Source organism: Embleya sp. NBC_00896, from assembly GCF_045207785.1.
Taxonomy (GTDB): domain Bacteria; phylum Actinomycetota; class Actinomycetes; order Streptomycetales; family Streptomycetaceae; genus Embleya.
Genome location: NZ_CP108777.1, coordinates 1066083 through 1086387, shown reverse-complemented (window position 1 = coordinate 1086387; position 20305 = coordinate 1066083). Strand labels below are relative to the sequence as shown.

12 protein-coding genes and 4 pseudogenes are annotated in these 20305 nt (G+C 71.3%); 8 read left to right on the top strand and 8 right to left on the bottom strand.

The features are described 5' to 3' along the window. Nucleotides 1–28: 28 nt before the first annotated feature. The 4 genes and pseudogenes from OG928_RS38090 to OG928_RS38075 form a co-directional block, all read left to right on the top strand. Nucleotides 29–703: pseudogene (locus tag OG928_RS38090) on the top strand (enoyl-CoA hydratase-related protein); the annotation flags it as partial. A gap of 2 nt (nucleotides 704–705) precedes the next feature. Next, a pseudogene (locus tag OG928_RS38085) lies at nucleotides 706–918 on the top strand (benzoyl-CoA 2,3-epoxidase subunit BoxB); the annotation flags it as partial. Between the two features lie 150 nt (nucleotides 919–1068). Beyond that, nucleotides 1069–2265, top strand: a complete 1197-nt coding sequence (locus tag OG928_RS38080; protein WP_331766567.1) for an RNA-guided endonuclease TnpB family protein — start codon at nucleotides 1069–1071, stop codon at nucleotides 2263–2265. 35 nt (nucleotides 2266–2300) lie between these two features. After that, nucleotides 2301–3095: pseudogene (locus tag OG928_RS38075) on the top strand (benzoyl-CoA 2,3-epoxidase subunit BoxB); the annotation flags it as partial. A 110-nt stretch (nucleotides 3096–3205) separates the two neighbouring features. On the opposite strand, the gene OG928_RS38070 reads toward OG928_RS38075, so the two are convergent. The 7 genes and pseudogenes from OG928_RS38070 to OG928_RS38040 form a co-directional block, all read right to left on the bottom strand. Continuing rightward, the gene (locus tag OG928_RS38070; RefSeq protein ID WP_406292097.1) at nucleotides 3206–4201 is read right to left on the bottom strand and encodes an ABC transporter substrate-binding protein; all 996 of its coding nucleotides are present in this window, start codon (nucleotides 4199–4201) and stop codon (nucleotides 3206–3208) included. A 113-nt stretch (nucleotides 4202–4314) separates the two neighbouring features. Continuing rightward, nucleotides 4315–4569, bottom strand: a pseudogene (locus tag OG928_RS38065) (ABC transporter substrate-binding protein); the annotation flags it as partial. 167 nt (nucleotides 4570–4736) lie between these two features. Further along, nucleotides 4737–5807 (bottom strand): oligopeptide/dipeptide ABC transporter ATP-binding protein, encoded by a 1071-nt coding sequence (locus tag OG928_RS38060; protein ID WP_331766565.1) that lies wholly within the window; start codon nucleotides 5805–5807, stop codon nucleotides 4737–4739. Next, nucleotides 5804–7834, bottom strand: a complete 2031-nt coding sequence (locus OG928_RS38055) for a dipeptide/oligopeptide/nickel ABC transporter permease/ATP-binding protein (RefSeq protein ID WP_331766564.1) — start codon at nucleotides 7832–7834, stop codon at nucleotides 5804–5806. Before OG928_RS38055 ends, OG928_RS38060 begins: the two co-directional genes overlap by 4 nt. Further along, a complete protein-coding gene (locus OG928_RS38050) occupies nucleotides 7831–8778 on the bottom strand; it encodes an ABC transporter permease (protein WP_331766563.1) in 948 nt (315 codons plus the stop codon). Before OG928_RS38050 ends, OG928_RS38055 begins: the two co-directional genes overlap by 4 nt. 327 nt (nucleotides 8779–9105) lie before the next feature. Beyond that, the gene (locus OG928_RS38045) at nucleotides 9106–10668 is read right to left on the bottom strand and encodes a carboxylesterase/lipase family protein (RefSeq protein ID WP_406291569.1); all 1563 of its coding nucleotides are present in this window, start codon (nucleotides 10666–10668) and stop codon (nucleotides 9106–9108) included. 172 nt (nucleotides 10669–10840) lie between these two features. After that, nucleotides 10841–12367, bottom strand: a complete 1527-nt coding sequence (locus OG928_RS38040) for a carboxylesterase/lipase family protein (protein WP_331766561.1) — start codon at nucleotides 12365–12367, stop codon at nucleotides 10841–10843. A 250-nt stretch (nucleotides 12368–12617) separates the two neighbouring features. On the opposite strand from OG928_RS38040, the gene OG928_RS38035 reads away from it, so the two are divergent. From OG928_RS38035 to OG928_RS38025, 3 genes are all read left to right on the top strand, one after another. Continuing rightward, nucleotides 12618–14915: a protein kinase domain-containing protein gene (locus OG928_RS38035; RefSeq protein WP_406291568.1), complete on the top strand. Its 2298-nt coding sequence runs from the start codon at nucleotides 12618–12620 to the stop codon at nucleotides 14913–14915. After that, nucleotides 14902–17343 carry a protein kinase domain-containing protein gene (locus OG928_RS38030; protein WP_331766559.1) on the top strand — a complete coding sequence of 814 codons (2442 nt, stop codon included), beginning with the start codon at nucleotides 14902–14904 and terminating at the stop codon, nucleotides 17341–17343. Before OG928_RS38035 ends, OG928_RS38030 begins: the two co-directional genes overlap by 14 nt. Nucleotides 17344–17538: 195 nt before the next feature. Continuing rightward, nucleotides 17539–18264 (top strand): flavodoxin family protein, encoded by a 726-nt coding sequence (locus OG928_RS38025; RefSeq protein WP_331766558.1) that lies wholly within the window; start codon nucleotides 17539–17541, stop codon nucleotides 18262–18264. On the opposite strand, the gene OG928_RS38020 is transcribed toward OG928_RS38025, so the two are convergent. Continuing rightward, nucleotides 18255–18854: a histone deacetylase gene (locus OG928_RS38020; RefSeq protein WP_331768260.1), complete on the bottom strand. Its 600-nt coding sequence runs from the start codon at nucleotides 18852–18854 to the stop codon at nucleotides 18255–18257. The two genes, OG928_RS38025 and OG928_RS38020, sit on opposite strands and share 10 nt — an antisense overlap. A 377-nt stretch (nucleotides 18855–19231) precedes the next feature. Between OG928_RS38020 and OG928_RS38015 the strand changes: the two genes are divergently transcribed. Next, nucleotides 19232–20284 carry a selina-4(15),7(11)-diene synthase gene (locus OG928_RS38015; protein ID WP_331766557.1) on the top strand — a complete coding sequence of 351 codons (1053 nt, stop codon included), beginning with the start codon at nucleotides 19232–19234 and terminating at the stop codon, nucleotides 20282–20284. Nucleotides 20285–20305: the final 21 nt, after the last annotated feature.

The following is a 20305-nucleotide window of genomic DNA, read 5'->3' as shown; positions in this document are numbered from 1 at the left end:
CACGCCCCACCCCACGGAGGCGTACAGCATGTCCATCACGGCGCAGCCCGAGACGACCCACGCCCCGGTCACCTTCGACACTCGCCCGGAGGCATATCGGCACTGGACGTTGGCGGTCGAGGGCCAGGTCGCGCGGCTGACCCTCGACGTCGACGAGGACGCCGGCCTGGTCTCCGGCTACGACCTCAAGCTCAACTCCTACGACCTCGGCGTCGACATCGAGCTCTACGACGCCGTGCAGCGGCTGCGCTTCGAGCACCCCAGGGTGCGCGCGGTCGTGGTCGGCAGCGGCAAGCCGAAGGTGTTCTGCGCCGGCGCGAACATCCGGATGCTGGCGGGCTCGTCGCACGCCTGGAAGGTGAACTTCTGCAAGTTCACCAACGAGACGCGCAACGGCATGGAGGACGCGTCGGCCCACTCCGGCCTCACGTTCATCGCCGCGATCGACGGCACCGCGGCCGGCGGCGGCTACGAACTCGCGTTGGCCTGCGACGAGATCGTGTTGCTCGACGACGGCTCGTCGGCCGTCTCGCTGCCCGAGGTGGCCCTGCTCGGCGTCCTCCCGGGCACCGGCGGCCTCACCCGCGTGGTCGACAAGCGCGGCGTCCGCAAGGATCTCGCCGATGTCTTCGCGACCAGGCCCGACGGAGTGCGCGGTCGGACCGCGGTGGACTGGGGCCTGGTCGACGAGGCCGTCCCGCGCAGCCGAGCCTGTACGACCTGCGCAAACCCTTCCAGGCCAATGTCGAAGAGGGCCGCCACCTGTGGGCGATGGTCTACCTTCCGCACGTTCACTTCGGTCGGGACGGGCGCGTGGAGGTCGAATCGCTGCTGCTGCGCAAGGCCGGCAGCGCGGACGCGCCGTGCATCCTGGGCGCGTTCAACGAGCCGACCATCGACTGGCTCGCGTTCTTCATCGGATATCTCCGAGGATTCCCCGGACTTTGGGTCGGGGAGGAATCGGACTCCTGCGGAGCTTGGCGGGGGCGGCGATTGGCCGTCCGGTGGATCGTCGTGCCCTGACCCGCAGGTTTGGTCTTTACTTGTTGTCGCACTATTTTGTGATGCATGAGTAATATCGGTGTGAAGCGGGCGTTCAAGTACCGCTTCTACCCGACCCATGCGCAGGCGGCCGAGTTGTCGCGGACATTCGGGTGTGTGCGGAAGGTCTACAATCTGGCGCTCGCGGTGCGTACGCAGGCATGGGCGCGACGGGAGCAGGTGGACTACGACCAGACTTCGGCGATGCTGACCGTGTGGAAGAAGACCGAGGAACTGGCCTACCTCTGCGAAGTGTCGTCGGTTCCGTTGCAACAGACGCTCCGGCACTTGCAGGGAGCGTTCACCAACTTCTTCGCGAAGCGGGCGAGGTACCCGCGTTTCAAGTCGCGGAAGAAGTCCCGCGCGAGCGCGGAGTACACCCGCTCCGCGTTCAGGTTCCGCGACGGCCGGATCACTCTGGCGAAGATGGCGGATCCCCTGGACATCGTGTGGTCCCGCCCTCTCCCCGAGGGTGTCGAGCCGACCAGGGTGACCGTCAGTCGCGACTCGGCGGGGCGCTGGTTCGTGTCGATGCTGTGTGACGACCCGTCCGTGAAGCCGCTGCCCGTCACGGATACGGCGGTCGGGGTAGACGTCGGCGTGACCCACCTGTTGACCCTCTCCACCGGTGAGAAGATCGCCAACCCCCGGCACGAACACAGGGAACGCGCCCGTCTGGGCAAGGCCCAACGAGCACTGTCCCGCAAGGCCGTGGGCAACGGCGCGAATCGGATCAAGGCACGGCGCAGGGTCGCCGGGATCCACGCGCGTATCGCGGACCGGCGCCGCGACCACCTGCACAAGCTGACCACTCGACTCGTTCGTGAGAACCAAACGATCGTGATCGAGGACCTGGCCGTCCGCAGCATGGTCGGGAACCATTCGCTGGCCCGTGCCATCTCGGACGCGGCGTGGTCGCAGTTCCGGAGCCTTCTGGAGTACAAGGCTGCCTGGTACGGGCGGGAAGTGATCGCGGTGGACCGCTTCTTCCCCTCCTCCAGGCTGTGTTCCACTTGCGGCGCCTTGCAGAAGAAGATGCCGCTCGGCGTTCGGACCTGGACGTGCGCCTGCGGAACGGCCCACGATCGGGACGTGAACGCAGCAAGGAACCTTCTGGCCGCCGGACTGGCGGTGACAGCCTGTGGAGCCGATGTAAGACCCCAACGGAACACTCCGGGCGGGCAGTCGGCGACGAAGCAGGAAAGCCCACGGCGCGAGCCGTAGGAGTCCCCCTCCTTCAGGAGGGGGAAGAAGTCAAGTTCACGTATTTCACCCGGGACGGCAAGTACCAACTGGGCACGTTGAAGGAGAGCGCGTTCGACCCGCTCGCCCGTACCTGCGAGTTCATGCTGAAGGAGGAGGCCCACCACATGATGGTGGGCACCACCGGCGTGGACCGGGTGGTCACCCGCACGGCGGAGCTGATGCGCGAGCACGACACCGACGACATCGCGCCGCACGGCGGCATCCCGCTCGCCGTGATCCAGCGCTACCTCAACTTCCACTACAGCGTCTCGCTCGACCTGTTCGGCTCGGAGACCTCGACCAACGTCGCGAACTACTTCACCAACGGCGTCAAGGGCCGCTGGCAGGAGGAGCGGCGCGCCGACGACCACGTGCTGACGGAGGGCCTGGTCGAGATCGAGACCGTCGCGGACGGGCGGTTCGCGTCGGTCGCGACCCCCGCGCTCGTGGCGCTCAACCAGGACCTGCGCGGGCGGTACTCGGCCGACTGCGCCACCGGCGTCACCCGCTGGAACCGTGTCCTGCGCGAGCACGGCGTCGACGCACGGCTCGCCCTCCCGCACGCCGGCTTCAACCGCGCCGTGGGCATGTTCGCGGGACACCACGTCAGCCCCGACGGGCGCCTGCTCGCGGCCGACGAGTGGGCGGCGCACCGCGACCACTGGCTGCCGAGCGCCGACGACCTGGCGCACGTCGCCTCGCTGATGCGGCCGGTGTTCGAGCCCGGACACGTGGCGGCGTGGATCGCCCCACCAAGACAGGGCATCGACGGCCACCCGTCCGACTTCGCCTACGTACACCTGACCTGACCCGACCCGACCCGACGCGACCCGAACCTCCGAGCCGGACCCACCCGCCCCCACCCGCTCCGACCGCGAGCGGAAGCCCGTGGCGTCTTGCGACGCCACGGGCGACCGTCCTACCGGGGTGCGACCACCCACGCGACGTCCGGCAGGTAATTGGGTGCGGACGTGAAGCCGGAGAGCTTCTTGCCGTTGAAGGCGTAGATGCCGTCCATCCGCATCACGGACACGAACCAGCCCTGGTCGACGACATAGCGCAGTACCTCCCCGTAGCGAGCCCCCTGCTGGTCGGCGGGCGCCGCGGCGGCCTCGGTCAGCCGGCGGGTGAGCCCGGGGTCCTCGGACGCGAACGGGTTGAACGCGGTGGCGTGCGGCAGCAGCCAGTCGAGCGACATCAGGTACGTGGGCGCCGCGCCGTAGCCGAAGGCGAGCACGGGGAACTTCTTGGAGGTGGCGTTGGTGAGCCACTGTCCGATGCTCGTGTCGGTGGTGACCTTGGCGTTGACGCCGATTTGCTTCCACTGCTCGACCACGGCCTGGGTGACCAGGTCCATCCCGAGCATGCCCATCGTCTCCATGTCGAAGGAGAAGCCGTTCGGGTAGCCGGCCTCGGTCAGCAACTGCTTGGCCTTCGCCGGGTCGTACGGATACCGTCGATCGGTCTCCGCCGAGAAGCCGTCGGCACCGGGCAGGGCGACCTGGGTGGTCGGCTGTCCGTACTGCTGCACCAGGGCCTTGGTGATGGTCTCCCGGTTGACGGCGTAGTTGAGCGCCTGTCGGACCCGGACGTCCTTGAGCGGCGGGGCCACCGTGCCGGCCCGGTCGACCAGGCTGACCCCGAGGGTGAACAGCGGTGTGTTGGTGATCTCCAGGCCGCCGGACTTGGCGGTGTCGACCTGACCGGCGGTGATGTTCAGGACATCGGCCTGGCCGGTCTTGACCGTCTGGAGCGCGGAGTTGGGGTTGGGGATGACCTTGATGACCACCTTCTTCCAGTGGATCTTGGTCTTGTCCCAGTAACCGGCGTTGGGCGTGTACGTGTAGTGGTCGCCCGACACCGTCTGACCCGCGTCGAGGACGTAGGGGCCGGCGCCGAACGAGGCGGTGCCCAGACTTTCGCCGGGTCCGCGAGGCCGGCCGGGCTGATCACCGAACCCACCAGGGACACATGGTCCAGGAGCCGGGGCAGGACCGGGTTCGGGGTGGCGCAGTGGATGCGCACGCTCAGCGGGCCGGTCGCGGTGATCGACTCGATCGACGACAACCAGGAGACGTTGAGGCCGTTCTTGCGGGTGTAGTTCAGCGACGCGGCCACCGACTCGGCGGTGAGCGGAGTGCCGTCCGCGAACTTCACACCCTCGCGCAGCTTGAACTCGAAGTCGGTGTTGCCGGCGCCGACATAGCCCCATTCGGTGGCCAGAGCCGGCTGGGTCTTCCCGTTCGCGTCGAGCCGAAGGAGCGTGTCGTAGGTCAGGTTCACGAACCAGTTGTCGGAGCCGACGTTGGCCTTGGCCGGGTCGAGGCTGGCCGGCGGGCTGAGCGAGACGAGGGTGAGCGTGTCGCCCTTGCCCCCCGAGCTCCCCGTCGACGAGCCGCCGCAACCGGCGGCGACCAGCACGAGCGCGGCAACAGCCGCTACCGCATGGGCTATTCGGAGTCTTCGCAAGACGATCCCTCTCTCACGTGATGACCGGTGGGAACCGGGTGATGCTTCGCCGAAGGGTTCGCGGCGACGGGGTGGGGGTGCAGTTCCGCACTGCGATGGCACGCGGCCGCGTGCGTGCTCGACGGGCCCGGGACGGCCCGCAGTTCGGGGCGCACGGTGTGGCAGATGTCCACGGCGTGCGCGCAGCGGTGCGCGAAGACGCAACCGGCCGCCGAGGGCGGGCGCGGGGGCTCGGCCGCGACGCGGCGTTGCCTGCGGGCGCGTTGGACGCGGGGGTCCGGTACCGGTACGGCGGCGAGCAGGGTCTGCGTGTACGGGTGGACGGGGTCGGTGTAGACCTCGTCCGCGGTGCCGGATTCCATCACCTGGCCGCGATAGAGCACGATGATGCGGTGCGACAGGTGGCGGACCACGGGCAGGTCGTGTGCGATGAAGAGGTAGCTGAGCGCGAACTCCCTTTGCAGGTCCCCCAGGAGGTTCATCACCTGGGCCTGGATCGACAGGTCGAGCGCGCTGACCGGTTCGTCGCAGATCACCAGCCGCGGGGAGATCATCAAGGCCCGGGCGATGGCGATCCGCTGGCGCTGTCCGCCGGAGAACTGGCCCGGGTAGCGGTCGGCGGTGTCGGCCGGCATGCCGACCCGCTCCAGCATCGTCGCGACCCGTTCGGCGATCTCCGTACGGTCCGATCGCCGGTGCGCCACGAGCGGTTCGGCCAGGGTCCGGCCGATCGTGCGCGCGGGGTTGAGCGAGGAGTACGGGTCCTGGAAGACCACCTGCAGGCGGGAGGCCAGGCCGCGGCGCGTGGCCCGGGCGGCGTGCGTGATGTCCGTGCCCTCGAAGTGCACCTGACCGGAGTGGATCGGGTTCAGGCCCAGCACGGCGCGCCCGATGGTGGATTTGCCGGAGCCGGATTCGCCGACCAGGCCGACGGTTTCGCCCTCCCGGATGCTCAGCGAGACGCCGTCCACCGCGCGCAGCGGCGGGATCCTTCGGCCCTGGCGGAACTCGACCGCCAGGTCGCGGATGTCGAGCACGAGCGGTGGTGTCATCGGCGGGATCCCTCCGTGAGCAGGTGCTCGGCGTGCACGCAGCGGGTGAGTCGCCCGGGTGCCGGTTCGACCAGGGCCACCGGCTCGCGGGTGCACTCGTCGGTGACGCGCGGGCAGCGCGCGGCGAACGCGCAGCCGTGTGGCCGGTTTCCGGGTGCGGGGACCGACCCGGGGATGGTCGGGAGCGGGCCGCGGGCGCCCGCGTGGTGGGGGTTGGCCGCCATCAGGCCGGCGGTGTAGGGGTGCAGTGGCACGTCGAACATCGCGTCCACGACGGCCTGTTCGACGACCTGGCCGGCGTACATGACCACGGCGCGCCGGCACAGGTCGGCGACCACGCCCCAGTCGTGGGTGACGATGAGGACGGCCATGCCGGTCTCGGCCTGGAGCGCGCGCAGCAGGTCGAGGATCTCCGCCTGGACGGTGACGTCCAGGGCGGTGGTCGGTTCGTCGGCGATCAGCAGCTTGGGTTCACCGGCCAGGGCCAGGGCGATGGCCACGCGTTGGGCCATGCCGCCGGAGAGCTGGTGCGGGTAGCGCGCGGCCACCGCCTCCGGGTTCGGCAGGTTGACCAGGTCCAGGAGTTCGCGGACACGCTGCCGGGCGGCGGCGCGATCGCAGCGACGGTGTCGGCGTACCGCTTCGGCCAGTTGGTGGCCCACGGGGTAGGTGGGGTCCAGGGCGACCATGGGTTCCTGGGAGACGTAGGCGATTCCCGATCCGCGCACGCGCGCCAACGCCTCGGGCCGGTCCACGAGTTCGGTTCCGTCGAAGACGACGCTGCCGGCGCTGATCCGGCCGCCGCCGGGGACCATGCCCAGGATGCCGAGCGAGGTGACCGACTTGCCGCAGCCGGATTCGCCGACCACGCCCAGGGTTTCCCCGGGGCGGACGTCGAGGCTGAGCCCCTGCACGACGAGCACGCCGCCGATCTCGATCGACAGGTCGCGGACCGAGAGCAGCGCCGTGGGATCCGGTGCGCTCGGCGTGGTCCCGACGGGTACGCGGTCGGCCTTCTCCCGCCGCGGGCCGCCGGAACCCTGCCGGACCGACCAGTTCTCCACGGCCGCGTCGCGGACCGCGTCGCCGAGCAGGGCGAGCGCGACGACGGTGATCACCATGGGGACGCCGGCGGGTACCAGCATCCAGGGGTCGCGGTCGATGGCCTGGGAGGCGTCGGAGACCAGGCCGCCCCAGGAGGGGTCGGGCGGTTGCGCTCCAAGGCCGAGGAAGCCGAGACCGGCCTGGATGGTGACCACGATGGCGGCGAAGAGCGCGGCCTGGACGATGACGATGCTCGCCATCCGGGGCAGGATGTGCCGCCACAGGATCCGCGGGTGGGACAGGCCCGCGACCTTGGCCGCGTCGACGTACAACTCCTCGCGGATGCCCAGGGTTTGCGAGCGCAGGATGCGGACGAGTCCGGGGCTGCCGAGCACCCCGAAGGTGATCATCGCGGCGTGCAGGTTGCCGGGGAAGACCGACAGCACCACCAGCACGATGATGATCCCGGGCAGCGCGAACATCAGGTCGGCCGTCCAGATGGTCAGCCGGTCGATCCGGCCGCCGAGGTAGCCCGCGAGCAGGCCGAGGGTCACCCCGATGAGCAGGTAGACCGCGAGCGCCTCGGCGACGGCCAAAAGGGTGGACCGGCCGCCGAACAGCAGCCGGCTGAGCAGGTCGCGGCCGAGGCCGTCGGTCCCGAGCAGGTGCGCCCCGGACGGTCCCGACAACACGCTGCCGAGATCCTGTTCGAGCGGCCCGTGCGCGGTGATCAGCGACGCGCCGGTGGTGGCGACGGTCAGCAGGACGAGCCATCCCAGCGCGAACATCGCGGCGGGTCGGCGGACCACGCGGCGGGCGAGACCGGCGCGCACGGGCTTGGTGGGAGCGCCCTGGACGGGCTTGGAAGTCACCGCGTCGGAAGGGATCGTCTTGGCGGTGGCGGTGTCGGAAGCGACGGTGTCGGAAGCGACGACTTCGGACGTGGCAGCGCCGGAAGTCGCGGCGGTGGTCGGCTCGTTCACGCCGCACGCACCCTCGGGTCGAGCCGGCTGTAGGCGAGGTCGACGAGCAGGTTGACCAGCACCACGAGCAGGGTGATGTACAGGACGGTGCCTTGGATGACGGGGATGTCGTGCTGGACGGTGGCCTGTTGGATCACGCCGCCCAGGCCCGGCATCGCGAACACGGTCTCGACGAAGACCGTGCCGGCGAGCAGGTTGACCAGGACGACGCCCAGGACGGTCACCACCGGCATGGCCGCGTTGCGCAGCACGTGGCGGTACAGGATCGAACGCGGCGAGAAGCCGTTCGCCTCCATGACCCGGATGAAGTCCTTGCCGGACACGTCCAACACGGAGTCGCGGGTCTGTTTGGCGATGATCGCGACCGCGCCCAGGGACAACGACAGGACGGGCAGGACCAGCGACCGGGCCCATTCGAAGGGATTCTCGGCGAGTGGTACGTAGCCGGTGACCGGGAACCAGGCGAGACGCACGGCCAGGCCGGCGATCAGCACCAGGGCCAGCCAGAACGCCGGGACGGCGAGCCCGAGCAGCGACAGCACGTCGACGGCCCGGACCAGCGTCCCGCCGCGTCGCGCGCTGAGCACGCCGAGCGCGACGCCGACGATCCCGGACAGCGCGGTGCCCGCCAGGATCAGCGACAGCGAGACCGGGACGCGGTTGTTGAGCATCGTGGTGACCGGCTCCCCGCTGAACAGCGAGGACCCCAGGTCGCCGCGCACGACGCCCTCCAGCCAGTGCCAGTACTGCACGGGCAGCGGTTGGTCCAGGCCCAGCTGGTCGCGAACGGTGTGGTACTGCGCTTCGGTCGCGTGCTGGCCGACGATGGTCCGCGCGGGGTCCCCGGGCACCAGGGACACCAGGACGAACGTGAGTGCGGAGACCGCGAACAACAGGGGGATCGAGGACAGCAGCCGTCTGGCCACTGTTCGGAGTACTGCCATGCGCTCACCTCATGGGGTGGGGTGTAGCCCGTCGGGCGCGGGGAGCGGGCGGCGCCATTGCCGTCACCGGGAGCGTTGAACGGAGTGGTCGGCCTGTGGCCTGCCGGCCGCAGCCGCCGGACGGGCCGGAAGAAGCACCGTCCGGCGCTGTGGGCAGGCTTTCGAGGTCGTGCGGTGAGCGGGACGGAGGCGGATCGCGCCGGTCCCTCGGCTGCGCGGTGGCGGAGCACCGCGCCGGGTCACCAACAACGCTGATTCGATTCAGCGATCAGCGGAATCGTACTGCGTTATTTTGACCACCGCTAGATTCACTGCATACGAGCGAGATTACAGTTCCGACCGCGCCCGCCACAGGCGGCGCGAGGCGGCGAGCGGATCCACGACCACGGTGGGATCGACGTCCCAGATCCGGGCCGAGGCCTCGGTCGCGGTGAACCGCGGCCAGCCGGGATCGCCGGTGGCCGCGAACGAGATCCACGCGGAGCGAAGTGCCGCGGACACCTTGAAGAAACTCGCCGGCGGCTGCTTGCCGCCGAACAGGAACCCGCCGAGCTCGCCCTTGGCGTGCCCGAAGGTCGCGGGCACGTCGAGCGTGTGGACCGCCCCCAGGACGCCCCCCAACGCCGGGCAGGGCCAAGCGAATTCGTACAGGAAGGCGCGTCCGCCGGCGGCCGCGTGCGCCTGCGCCAACCAGGTCGACGGCATCCGGAACAGCGAGTCGGAGAACATCGCGGTGTACACCTCGCCGTCGCTGCGCCCCGGCATCGCCGCCCGGTAGCCCGCCGGCGCGTCGGCGTCCAGCCCCAGCAGCTTCGCGACCTCGTCCAGGTCGATCGAGCGGCGCGCCGGCTTCGGCGTCGCCTTGTCCCGGGGCGGTCGGCTGCGCGCCATCGCCAGGAGCAGCGGCAGCGACTTGACCATGCCGATCAGGCTGGGCTTGATCGCGCCCTGCTGGAGCGACCACAGGGTGAACTCGTCGCGGGTGTACCCGGAGATCAGATCGATGTCGCGGGCGGCCCCCGAGGCCAGCGCGAGCCACGGCTTGTCCACGACCGTGACCCCGTCGATCGTCGGCGAGAACGCGGTGATGGCCTCCGGGGTGCTCCACGCGCCCGGATCCGCCTCCATCGCCGCGAGCGGGACGTCCTGGGCGGCCAGCAGGACCTCCGGCGGCACGTCGGCGAGGTGGTCCGGATCGACGCCCGCCGCGTCGGTGATCAGTTTCGAGATCCGCCGCGCCTCCTCCTCCGGGATGTAGCGGCCGGCCAGGCTCTGCACGATGGCGCGGTGGAACAGGCCGCGCGCGGCGGGCGCGGTCATCAGCGCGGCGATCGAGGCGCCACCGCCGGACTCGCCGAAGACGGTGACGTTGTCGGGGTCGCCGCCGAATCCCGCGATGTTGTCCCGGACCCAGGCCAGCGCCGCGATCTGGTCGAGGAAGCCGCGGTTGGCGGGGGCGCCGGGAACGTGGCCGAACCCCTCGAAGCCCACTCGGTAGTTGAAGGTGACCAGGACGACGCCGCCGCGCGCGAGCACCGCGCCGTCGTGGGTCGGGTCGCCGGAGTGCCCGGACTTCCAGGCGCCGCCGTGGATCCACACCATGACGGGCAGCCGATCGCCCGCGCCGCCCGGTGTCCAGACGTTGAGGCTCAGGCAGTCCATGCCGTCCTCGGGTCGCCACACCCTGGGCGCGCCGGGCACCAGCGGAAGCTGCGGCGGTGCCGCGCCGAACTCGCGCGCGGAGCGGACGCCCGCCCACTTGGGGGGCGCGCTCGGCGCCTGGAAGCGCAGCGGGCCCTCGGGTGGGGAGGCGAACGGGATCCCCTTGAAAACGGTCAGGGCGGTCGAGGTCACGCCTTCGACCTCACCGCCGGTTGTCTTGACGACCATGCCCATGGACTTCCTCCTGACCTCGACGTGCACCACCGTCGAGACGTGTCGAAACGTGGTCTGTCGTGGAACGCCGGCGTGGAGGCCGGGGCCCCAGTATCTTGATATCGGGACGACAGTCAATGAAACGCGATAGATGATGTGTCCGTCGCGATGGCGTCCACCCGCGGGGTCAGTGCGCTTCGGCGCGGTCGTCGAGCAGTCGCAGCACCCGGTCCGGGTCCTGTTCGACGCGCGACGCGTGATCGAACGCCATCGTGTGCCGGTGCACCCGGTCGTACGCCGGCCACGACCCCGGATCGCCGTCCCGGGCGAACGCCGCCCAGGCCCGGCCGAGGGTGTCCGCGAGCTCCTGCGGCGGCCGCGCACCGGTGAACCGCTCGACCCCGTCGACCGCCAAGTTGTCGAATACAAAGGCCAGTTCGAGCGAGTGGCAGGCCCCGAGCCGGCCGTCGAGCGCGGTCGAGGGCCAGCAGAACCGGTACCGCCACACCCCGGCGCCGTCGAGGCCGGCCCGCGCCTCGGCCAGCCGGCGGGTCGGGGCCCGGAAACCCTGGTCGCCGATCAGCGCCGACACCAGGCCGAGCGGCGAGGTGTCCGGCTCGACGCTGCGGAACGCCGCCAGGGCCGGCTCCGGCGCGCCGTACGTCGCGGCGAACATCGGCGCGAGCGCCGCCTCCGGCACCTCGCTCGCCGAGGGGTCGAGCACGGTGAACATCCGGCCCTCGTCGGCGTTGGCGCCCAGGATCAGCGGGATGTCGCCGCCCGCGCCCTTGCGGATCTCGGCCAGCGGCATCCCGGTCAGCGTCAGGCCGTCCATCACCGGCCCGAACGCCAGGGCCACGCTCTCGCTCTTCGCCCACCGTGCCCGGCTCACCGCGTCCTGGGCGCGGAGCAGGTCCTCGGTCGGCACCTCCCGGAGTCGACGCGCCTCGGCGGGATCGATTCCCAACTCGGCGAGCACTTCGCGGGCGACCTCGGCCGCCACGGCGGTGTCGTGGGCGCCCTCGCCGCTGCCGCTCTGCAGGATCGCCTTGTGGAACAGGCTGCCGGACCCGGGGGCCGACAGGTGGGCGGCGATGCTCCACGCGCCGGCCGACTGGCCGAACACCGTCACGTTGCCGGGGTCGCCGCCGAAGCCGGCGATGTTGTCGCGGACCCAGGCGAGCGCGGCGCGCTGGTCCAGCAGGCCGACGTTCCCGGATCGCTCGTAGTCCGCGCCGAGCAGTTCGCCGAGGTAGAGGAAGCCGAACGCGCCGAGGCGGTAGTTGATCGTGACCACGACCACGTCGTGCCGCTCCGCCAGGCGGACCCCGTCGAACACCGGGTCGCTGCCGCTGCCGGTGAGGAAGGCCCCGCCGTGCAGCCACACCATCACCGGCCGCCGCGCGGCGTCGGTGCCGGGCGTCCACACGTTCAGGTTCAGGCATTCCGCCTCGTCGTGCACGAACGGGGGATGGCCGAACATCCGCTCCAGGACGACATCGTGGTTCTGCGGCGCGACCGGCCCGTACGCACGGGCGTCACGGACTCCGATCCAGGGCTCCGGGGGCAGCGGCGGGCGGAAGCGCCGCGCGCCGATCGGAGGCGCGGCGTAGGGAACGCCCTTGAAGGCGAAGGTGTTTCCGTGCGCGGTGCCACGAATGCCGCCGTGTGTGGTCGGCACGACCGGGTCGGGAGGCGAATCCTGCATGGTCATGGTTTCCCTTCGGGTCCGCGCCGGATGCCCGTGCGGCGTCCGACGCCGAGGTCAGTATGTCGCTGATGTGACGACAGTCAAGGAAACTCGATCAATTCTTCCCGGGAGCTGCCACTAAGCTCGCGTCGGCGGCGGAACGGGGCGGGTCGCCCTGCTGATGCGCGCGCCCCGGTGGAAGCCCTCGACCGGGATCCGGCGAGGACGCCGGACGGGGGATCCGTTGCCCGAGCGGGACGAGGAAGTCGCGCGCGTGGGGCCGTATCGCCCGGAGCGTCTGCTCGGCGAGGGCGGCATGGGCCGGGTCCTGCTGGCGCGCCGGGTCGACGAGCCGGACGCGCCGGCGGTCGCGCTCAAGGTCGTGCACCGGCACCTGGCCCGGGACGCCGCGTTCCGGACCCGGTTCCGGCACGAGGTCGCCGCCGCGCGGGCGGTGGACAGCCGGTTCGTCGTGCCGATGGTGGACGCCGACACCGACGCCGCCGATCCGTGGCTGGCGACCGCGTACGTGCCCGGCCCCAGCCTGGCCCAGGCGATCGCCGCGACCGGGCCGCTGTCCGAGGAGCGGTTGGGCGAACTCGCGCTCGCGCTGGCCTCGGCGCTCGCCGACATCCACGCCGCGGGCCTGGTGCACCGGGACCTCAAGCCGTCCAACGTGCTCATTCATCCCGACGCCGGGCCGCTCGTGATCGACCTGGGCATCGCCCGCGCCGCCGACGCGACCCGGCTGACCGTGACCGGCATGGTGATCGGTACGCCCGGCTACATGGCGCCCGAGCAGTTCACCACCGGCGCGTCCGCGCCGACCGTCGACGTGTTCGCCCTGGGCGCGGTGCTGGCCTTCGCGGCCACCGGACGCAGGCCGTTCGGGGAGGGCTCCGCGCATCGGATCGGCTATCGCACGATCACCGACGAACCGGACCTGACCGACTGCCCGGAGTCGTGGCTGCCGCTGATCGGCGCCTGCCTGACCAAGGACCCGGCGGTACGGCCGACCGTGCCCGCGGTCCTGGCGGCGCTCGCCGGCGGCCCCGCCCCGCATCTGCCCGCGACGCCGGCCCCGGCGGCACCGCCGCCCGCCGCGCCGTCCCGGTTCACCCGCCGCCGTCGGGTCGCGCTCGCGGCCGGCCTGGCCCTCGTCCTCGTCGGCGGCGTGTCCGCGGTCGCGCTGCGGGGCGGCGACGAGACGGCGGGCGCGCACGGATCGCCGTCCGGTTCCCCGCCGGCCCCGGTCCCGTCCGGGCCTCCGCCGCTGCCGCAGCCGACCTCCGCGATGGGGCCCGTCGCCGCCGCGTCCGACTGGTCGCGGGCCTGGCAGGACCTGTATCGGTACGACAGGAATGCCGAGGCCGAGTGGAAGCGCCGGTCGGAGTGGGGGAGGGCCTATGCGATGGAGGTGTGGCTCACCGGCGACATCCTCGTCCGGGTCGGCAACGACGAGGTGCGGGGGCTGGCGCCGAGCAGCGGGAAGGTGCTGTGGACCCTGAAACCGCCGGCCCCCGGCATGGTGCCGTGCCGAGCCTCGCACACGGTGTCGGACGGGGTCGGCGTGGTCGTGTTCGGCAGCCGCGACGAACCTGAGGACCGCCCGGGGCACTGCGATCGCGTCGTCGCCGTGGACATCGCGACCGGGAGCGTGCGGTGGGAGCGCCGCCGCCCCGGCGACGCCCCGGATTCCCCGGGCGGCCCGCGGAGCGAGGAGATCGGGGTGACCGCGGACCGGGTGGTGGCGAAGTCCGGGGACCTGCTGACCGCGTGGCGGCTGCGCGACGGCGAACAGGTGTGGCAGTACGACGGTTCGGCCGAGAACTGCGCGCTCGACGCCATCGCGGTCGGCCAGTCCACCGTGGCCGCGGCGCTCACCTGCCCGAAGCCGCCGGGGCGGTCCCGGCGTCCGCGGCCGACCGTGGTGCGGTCCCTGAACGCCGCCGACGGCAGCCTGCGTTGGTCGGGATCGACACCGGGAGACGCGCCGATCGAGCAACTGGAGACCGCGGAACCGGTGTCGGTCAGTGTGTTCCCACCGCCCAAGGGACTGGACGACCTGGGCCCGATGCTGGTGTTCGACGACAACGGCAGGCCGGGCCCGCTGCTGCGCGCGACGCAGGACTTCGGCCCACTGGGCGCGTGGCCGCGCAATCGCGAACAGATCTCCCCACGCGTGTTCGGCTGGAAGGACACCGTCGTCACCACGACGGATCGCGGCGAATCGGGAAACCGGGCCAGGGAGGTCGTCGCCGTCGATGCCCGCACCGGTCGCATCCGATGGCACGTGCCGGTGCGGCCCGGATACATCCCGCTCGTCGCGGGTTTCGACGACGACGGGGTGCTGGTGCTCGAATGGGGCCCGGCGCCGGCCCTGGTGCGGTTGTCGGCGGACGCCGGCCGAGCGCGGTCGGCCGGCACGCTCTCCGGCGGCGCGTACGACGACTATCTGGACTTGAGGGGACTACGGGCTTCCGGTGGGTACCTGGCGGTGTTCACCAACGACGACACCATGCTGTTCGTCGGAGTGGTGATGCTCAAGGCGGCCGGCGGTGGCCCGTCGTGACGGGGTGCGGGCGACGAGCGAAGTGGAACGGGTGAGCGTGGACGTACCACCGTTGGCGGACGACGACCCGGAACAGGTCGGCGGATACCGCCTGTTGGGCCGACTCGGCCAAGGCGGCATGGGTCGGGTCTTCCTCGCCGAGGACGGCGAGGGTCATCGGGTGGCCGTCAAGATCGTGCACGAGGAGTTCGCCGCGAACCCCGAGTTCAGGTCCCGGTTCCGGCGCGAGGTGGAGGCCGCCGAGCGAGTGCTCGGCTACTTCACCGTGCCGCTGGTCGACGCCGGTCCGGACGCGGAAACCCCCTGGCTGGCCACGCAGTTCGTGCCCGGGCCGGCGCTGGGCACGGCGGTGCGCCGGGACGGCCCGATGCCGCTCGCCGAGTTGTGCACCCTGGCCGCGGCACTGAGCGAGGCCCTGATCGTCATCCACGCGGCCGGCGTGGTGCACCGCGACCTCAAGCCGTCCAACGTGCTGCTCGGCGAGGACGGGCCCCGCGTCATCGACTTCGGCATCGCCCGGGCCGCGGACGCGGAGGACCTGACCCGATCCGGCGCGGCCCTGGGCACGCTCGGCTACGCCGCGCCCGAGCTCTTCCTCGCGGACGGCCCGGTCGGGCCCGCCGCGGACGTCTTCGCGCTCGGCGGCGTGCTGCTGTTCGCGGCCACCGGGCGCGACCCGTTCGGGGACGGGCCGCAGGTCGCCCTGGTCTTTCGCACCGTGCACCTGGAACCCGACCTGACCGGTGTCCCCGCACCGCTCGTCGGCCTGATCGAGCGATGCCTGGACAAGGACCCGGCCGGACGGCCGACGCCGCGCCAGGTGCTGGCGGCCGCGCGCGCGGCGCAGTCCAGGGTGGAGCGGCCGGCGCAACCCCCGCTTTCGGTGGGGGAGTTCGAGGCGACGTCCGGGTTCGACGAGGCCGAGGAGACCTTGGGGACGGACGCCGCGGGGGAGATCACGCTTGCCGTACCGGTGGCGGGATACCCGGAGCCGTCGCGCCCCGCCCGGCCGCCGAACGACCGGGCCCCCGGCCGATCCCCCGGGTTCCGCCGGTCCCTCCGGGCCCGAATCCGGACCTCGGCGTCGACCTCGACCCGGACCCGGCGCCTCGGCCTGGTCGTCGCCGGTGTGGCCGGCACCACCGCGCTGGCGATCGTAGCCCTGCTCGCATTGCCGGACGGTGGCGGTGGCGCCGGCACCGGCACCGGCCGACCCACGGCGCCGGTGCTCGCGGCGGCCGCGTCCGGCGGCGACCCGCTGCCGCCCATCGCGGTCGAGGGCAACCGACAGAAGACCTGGTCGGCGATGACCCAGGACGCCGACCTGGACAGCGCCGTGGTGGGCCTGTGGCTCACCACGGACGTGCTGGTGCGCATCGACGCGTCCGGCGTGCGCGCGTACGACCCCGCGAAGGGCAACCAGCGGTGGGCGGTGGCCTCGCCGGTCGAGGGGATGGTCCCGTGCAGCGCCTCGCAGGGCCGGACGGCCACCAGCGGTGGGATCGGCGTGGTCGGCTATGGGAAGGCGTACTCGGATCCGGTCGTGTGCGAGGACATCGCCGCACTGGACATCGCCACCGGGAGGCTGCTGTGGCACCGGTCCGTCGGCCGCCCGCCGGGTGGGCGGCGGATCGCCGCCGTCGCCGGCGACACGTTCGTGGTGGCTGGTGAGGAGGGCCTGGTCGGTCTGGAGCGCGCGACCGGGCTGCTGCGCTGGACCTATCGCTGGGTCAACGGCGACTGCCGGGTGACCGACGTCCGCCCCGGCCCGTCGGCGATCGCGGTGGCCGAGTTCTGCGAACCGCCCAACCGCGGCGCTCTGACCACGCGACTGCTCGAACTCGACCCCGCCGGCGGCACGGAGCGGCGGCGGCAGGAGGTGTCCGCCTGGCGGGCGGCCGGGCTCGTCGGGGCCGACCCCCTGGTGGCCCACTACTCCGACGACTCGGGCTGGGACCATCTGGTCTCCTTTCCACCGAACGGCGGGCCCGCCCGGGACGTGCGGTCGGAGGTCTCGGTCGACGCGTTCAAGGGCGACATGTACGCCACCCCCGAGCTGCTGATCGCCCGGGTGAAGTCGACGAACACCGGGTTCGGGCCGGACGCCGAGGACTTGGTGGCCATCGAGCTCGCCACCGGGAAACTGCGATGGCGCCAGGTGCTGCCGACCGCGTACGGTTTCGAGCTGCTGGCATTCGAAGCCGACAGCATGGTCACGGTGGAGCCCCAGGCGCCCCAACGGTCCGACATCCTGCGGGTGACCCGACGCGACCTGTCCAACGGTGTGGTCTCCGCCAGTGGTGGCCTGCCGACCGCCTACGCCGAGCACAGCTTCGCCGATTACGTCGTCGCGGCCGGCGCCCTGGTGGTCCGGGTGGACGACCAACGACGCCCCGGCCTGGTCGCGTTCGAGGTACCACCGGACTGACCGGACCCGCCGTATGCGACTCGCCGAATCACCGACTCGCTGACTCACAGATCACAGATCACAGATCACAGATCACAGATCACAGATCACCGACTCATGGAATCACCCGAAACGTCGAAGAATGTGCCGCCGATCGCGGTGCGCCCGCGAGACGCTTCCGAGGTAGTGGTCGACACCTCACCCGGGAGCCTCCAGATGACCGACACCGGCCAACCGCCCGCGCGCTACGACGACCTGCGGGCGCTGTTCGTCAACTGCACGCTCAAGCGATCGCCCGAGGTCAGCAACACCCAGGGGCTGATCGACATCAGCCGCGGCATCCTGGCCGGGCACGGCGTCGCGGTCGACGAGATCCGGGCGGTGGACCACGACATCGCCACCGGTGTCTGGCCGGACATGACCGAGCACGGGGCGACAAGCGACGCGTGGCCGGCGCTGTACGAGCGGGTGATGGCGGCGGACATCCTGGTCCTGGCCGGGCCGATCTGGCTGGGCGACAACAGCTCGGTGACCAAGCGCGTGATCGAGCGCCTGTACGCGTGCTCCAGCCTGCTCAACGACGCGGGACAGTACGCCTACTACGGGCGGGTCGGCGGCTGCCTGATCACCGGGAACGAGGACGGCGTCAAGCACTGCGCGATGAACATCCTCTACAGCCTCCAACACCTCGGCTACGTGATCCCGCCGCAGGCGGACGCCGGCTGGATCGGCGAGGTGGGCCCGGGCGCGTCCTACCTGGACCCCGGGTCCGGCGGGCCGGAGAACGACTTCACCAACCGCAACACGACGTTCATGACCTGGAATCTCATGCACCTGGCCCGGCTGCTCAAGGACGCGGGCGGGATGCCGGCGTACGGCAACCAGCGGGCGGGTTGGGACGCGGGGTGCCGGTTCGACTTCGAGAACCCCGACTACCGCTGAGGCCGGGGCGTCGCGGCCAGCGCGGCGATGGCGGTCCGGGTCCAACTGCCGGCGGCGCCGGGGCAGCGGGCGAGGTAGCGCGCCGCCCGATCGGGCGACCAGCCGTGCGCCTCGGCCAGCCCGGCGGCCAGGTGCCGCAAGTAGGCGGCGGCCGGGGGGTTCCAGGCCACGTCGGCGCTGCGCCAGGGGGCGGTGAAGGTGAGGATCGGGAAGCCGGCGGCGGCACCCACCTTCACCAGCGTCTCGTAGCGGCCCGGTCCCAGGGTCGAGCGCCCGGCCGTCAGCGCCTCGGTGAGGTCGGCGTCGGGCTCGACGCCGGGCGGCCGGTACATCTCCTGCGCGGCCACGTCGTGGAACTGAGCCGTCGTCAGCAGGTAGGCCCGGGCGGGCATCCGGCCCGGATCCAGCGGATCGTACAGCGCGAGCCCACCGGTCCAGGCCGGAGACTCCAGCGCGAAGTACAGCCGTCCTGGGAGGAACACGGGCATCGTCTCGCGCGGCGCGGTGTGGTCCCGGCAGCCCGGATAGGTCCGCGCGCTGTCGGGCGGGGTGCCGCCGCGCAGGTAGTAGTCGAACCGGGCCGCGTGCATGTTGGACCCGTACGCGGCGTACCAGACGTGATCGGCGCTCAAGCCCCGAAGCCTATCGGCACGCCCCTTCGGGCCCGCGCACGCCGGACGGCCGGTGTCGGTGCCTCCGGCGCGCGTGGGCGGCGGTCGCGGCGTCCAGGACGGTCAGCGAATGACGACACGTCAGGCCCGGCCGCGAGCGTTCTCGTGTGTCCGGAATCACGCGCCCTGTCAGAGCGTCACCTCGCGATCGCGCAGTGGCGGTAAACCATAGGCGAGTTGATCGATGTGGCCGGAAAGCCACGTCGGATTCCGCAAAAGTTGATCACGCTCTCAAGATCAACTCCGTTAGTCTCGCCGTCGTCCTCAGCCGCACGGTGAGCCAAGGTGATCGACAAGTGACGCAGAGACTGGCCGTTCCCCCCATCTATTCGCCGTTCCAACCGGCCATCCACGCGCGGTATGCCGCGATCGACAAGCAGACGGCTGAGTGGGCCGACAAGTTCCGCATCGGCTCCGAAGAACTCCGAGCCAAGCTCGTCACCCAGGAGATCGGCACCTTCGCCGCGAGGATCCTGCCCGACGGCCAAGAGGAAGCCATCGGCATCATGGCGGACTTCGTCCTGTGGCTGTTCGGCGTCGACGACGGCTACTGCGAGGAGGGCAGCCTCGGCACGGACCCCGGTGGGCTGGTGGCCGTCCTGTCCCGGCTGACCCGCATCGCGCAGAACCCCGAAGCGCCGATGATGGTCGACGACCCGCTCGCCATGGGCCTGCGCGACCTGCGGCGCCGAATATCCGTGCACGCCACGCCCGTCCAGACGGCCCGCTGGGTCGACGCGCTGCGCGAGTACTTCATGTCCGTGGTGTGGGAGGCCTCGCATCGCAGGCTCGGCACCGTCCCGGACCTCAACGACTACACACTCATGCGGCTCTACGACGGGGCGACCTCGGTCGTACCGCCCATGATGGAGTTCGCGTACGGCTACGAACTGCCGCCCAACGAACGCGACGACCTGCGGGTGCGCGCGCTGGCGGAGATGGCGTACTTTCTCATCACGTGGGACAACGACATCTTCTCGTATCACAAGGAAAGTCGTGCCGGCCAGTACTACCTGAACGTCCTGCGGGTGCTCGAGCACCACGACAACCTCACCCCCGAAGAGGCGTTGCCGACGGTGATCGCTCAACGCGACCGCGTCACCTGCCTGTTCCTGCGCGTCCGCGAGCAGCTCTTCACCACCGCCGGCGCCGACTTGCGCCAGTACGTCGACAGCCTCGCGGCGTTCATCCGCGCCTCACAGGACTGGGGGGTCAGCTCCCATCGGTACACCACGCCCGACGACCCCGCGAATCTCCCTGCGGCGTTCCACGACACCCCGAGTGATTCGAGCACCGCCCCCCTGCCGATCCCGTGCATCGCCTGGTGGTGGGACCTCCTTCCCGGCTGAATCGATGAAGCTCACCAGGGC

Coding starts and splice junctions, on each gene's coding strand:
- OG928_RS38025 (WP_331766558.1), top strand. CDS start 17,539: ATGACCGACACCGGCCAACCGCCCGCGCGCTACGACGACCTGCGGGCG.
- OG928_RS38050 (WP_331766563.1), bottom strand. CDS start 8,778: ATGGCAGTACTCCGAACAGTGGCCAGACGGCTGCTGTCCTCGATCCCC.
- OG928_RS38080 (WP_331766567.1), top strand. CDS start 1,069: ATGAGTAATATCGGTGTGAAGCGGGCGTTCAAGTACCGCTTCTACCCG.
- OG928_RS38045 (WP_406291569.1), bottom strand. CDS start 10,668: ATGGTCGTCAAGACAACCGGCGGTGAGGTCGAAGGCGTGACCTCGACC.
- OG928_RS38040 (WP_331766561.1), bottom strand. CDS start 12,367: ATGACCATGCAGGATTCGCCTCCCGACCCGGTCGTGCCGACCACACAC.
- OG928_RS38020 (WP_331768260.1), bottom strand. CDS start 18,854: ATGCACGCGGCCCGGTTCGACTACTACCTGCGCGGCGGCACCCCGCCC.
- OG928_RS38060 (WP_331766565.1), bottom strand. CDS start 5,807: ATGACACCACCGCTCGTGCTCGACATCCGCGACCTGGCGGTCGAGTTC.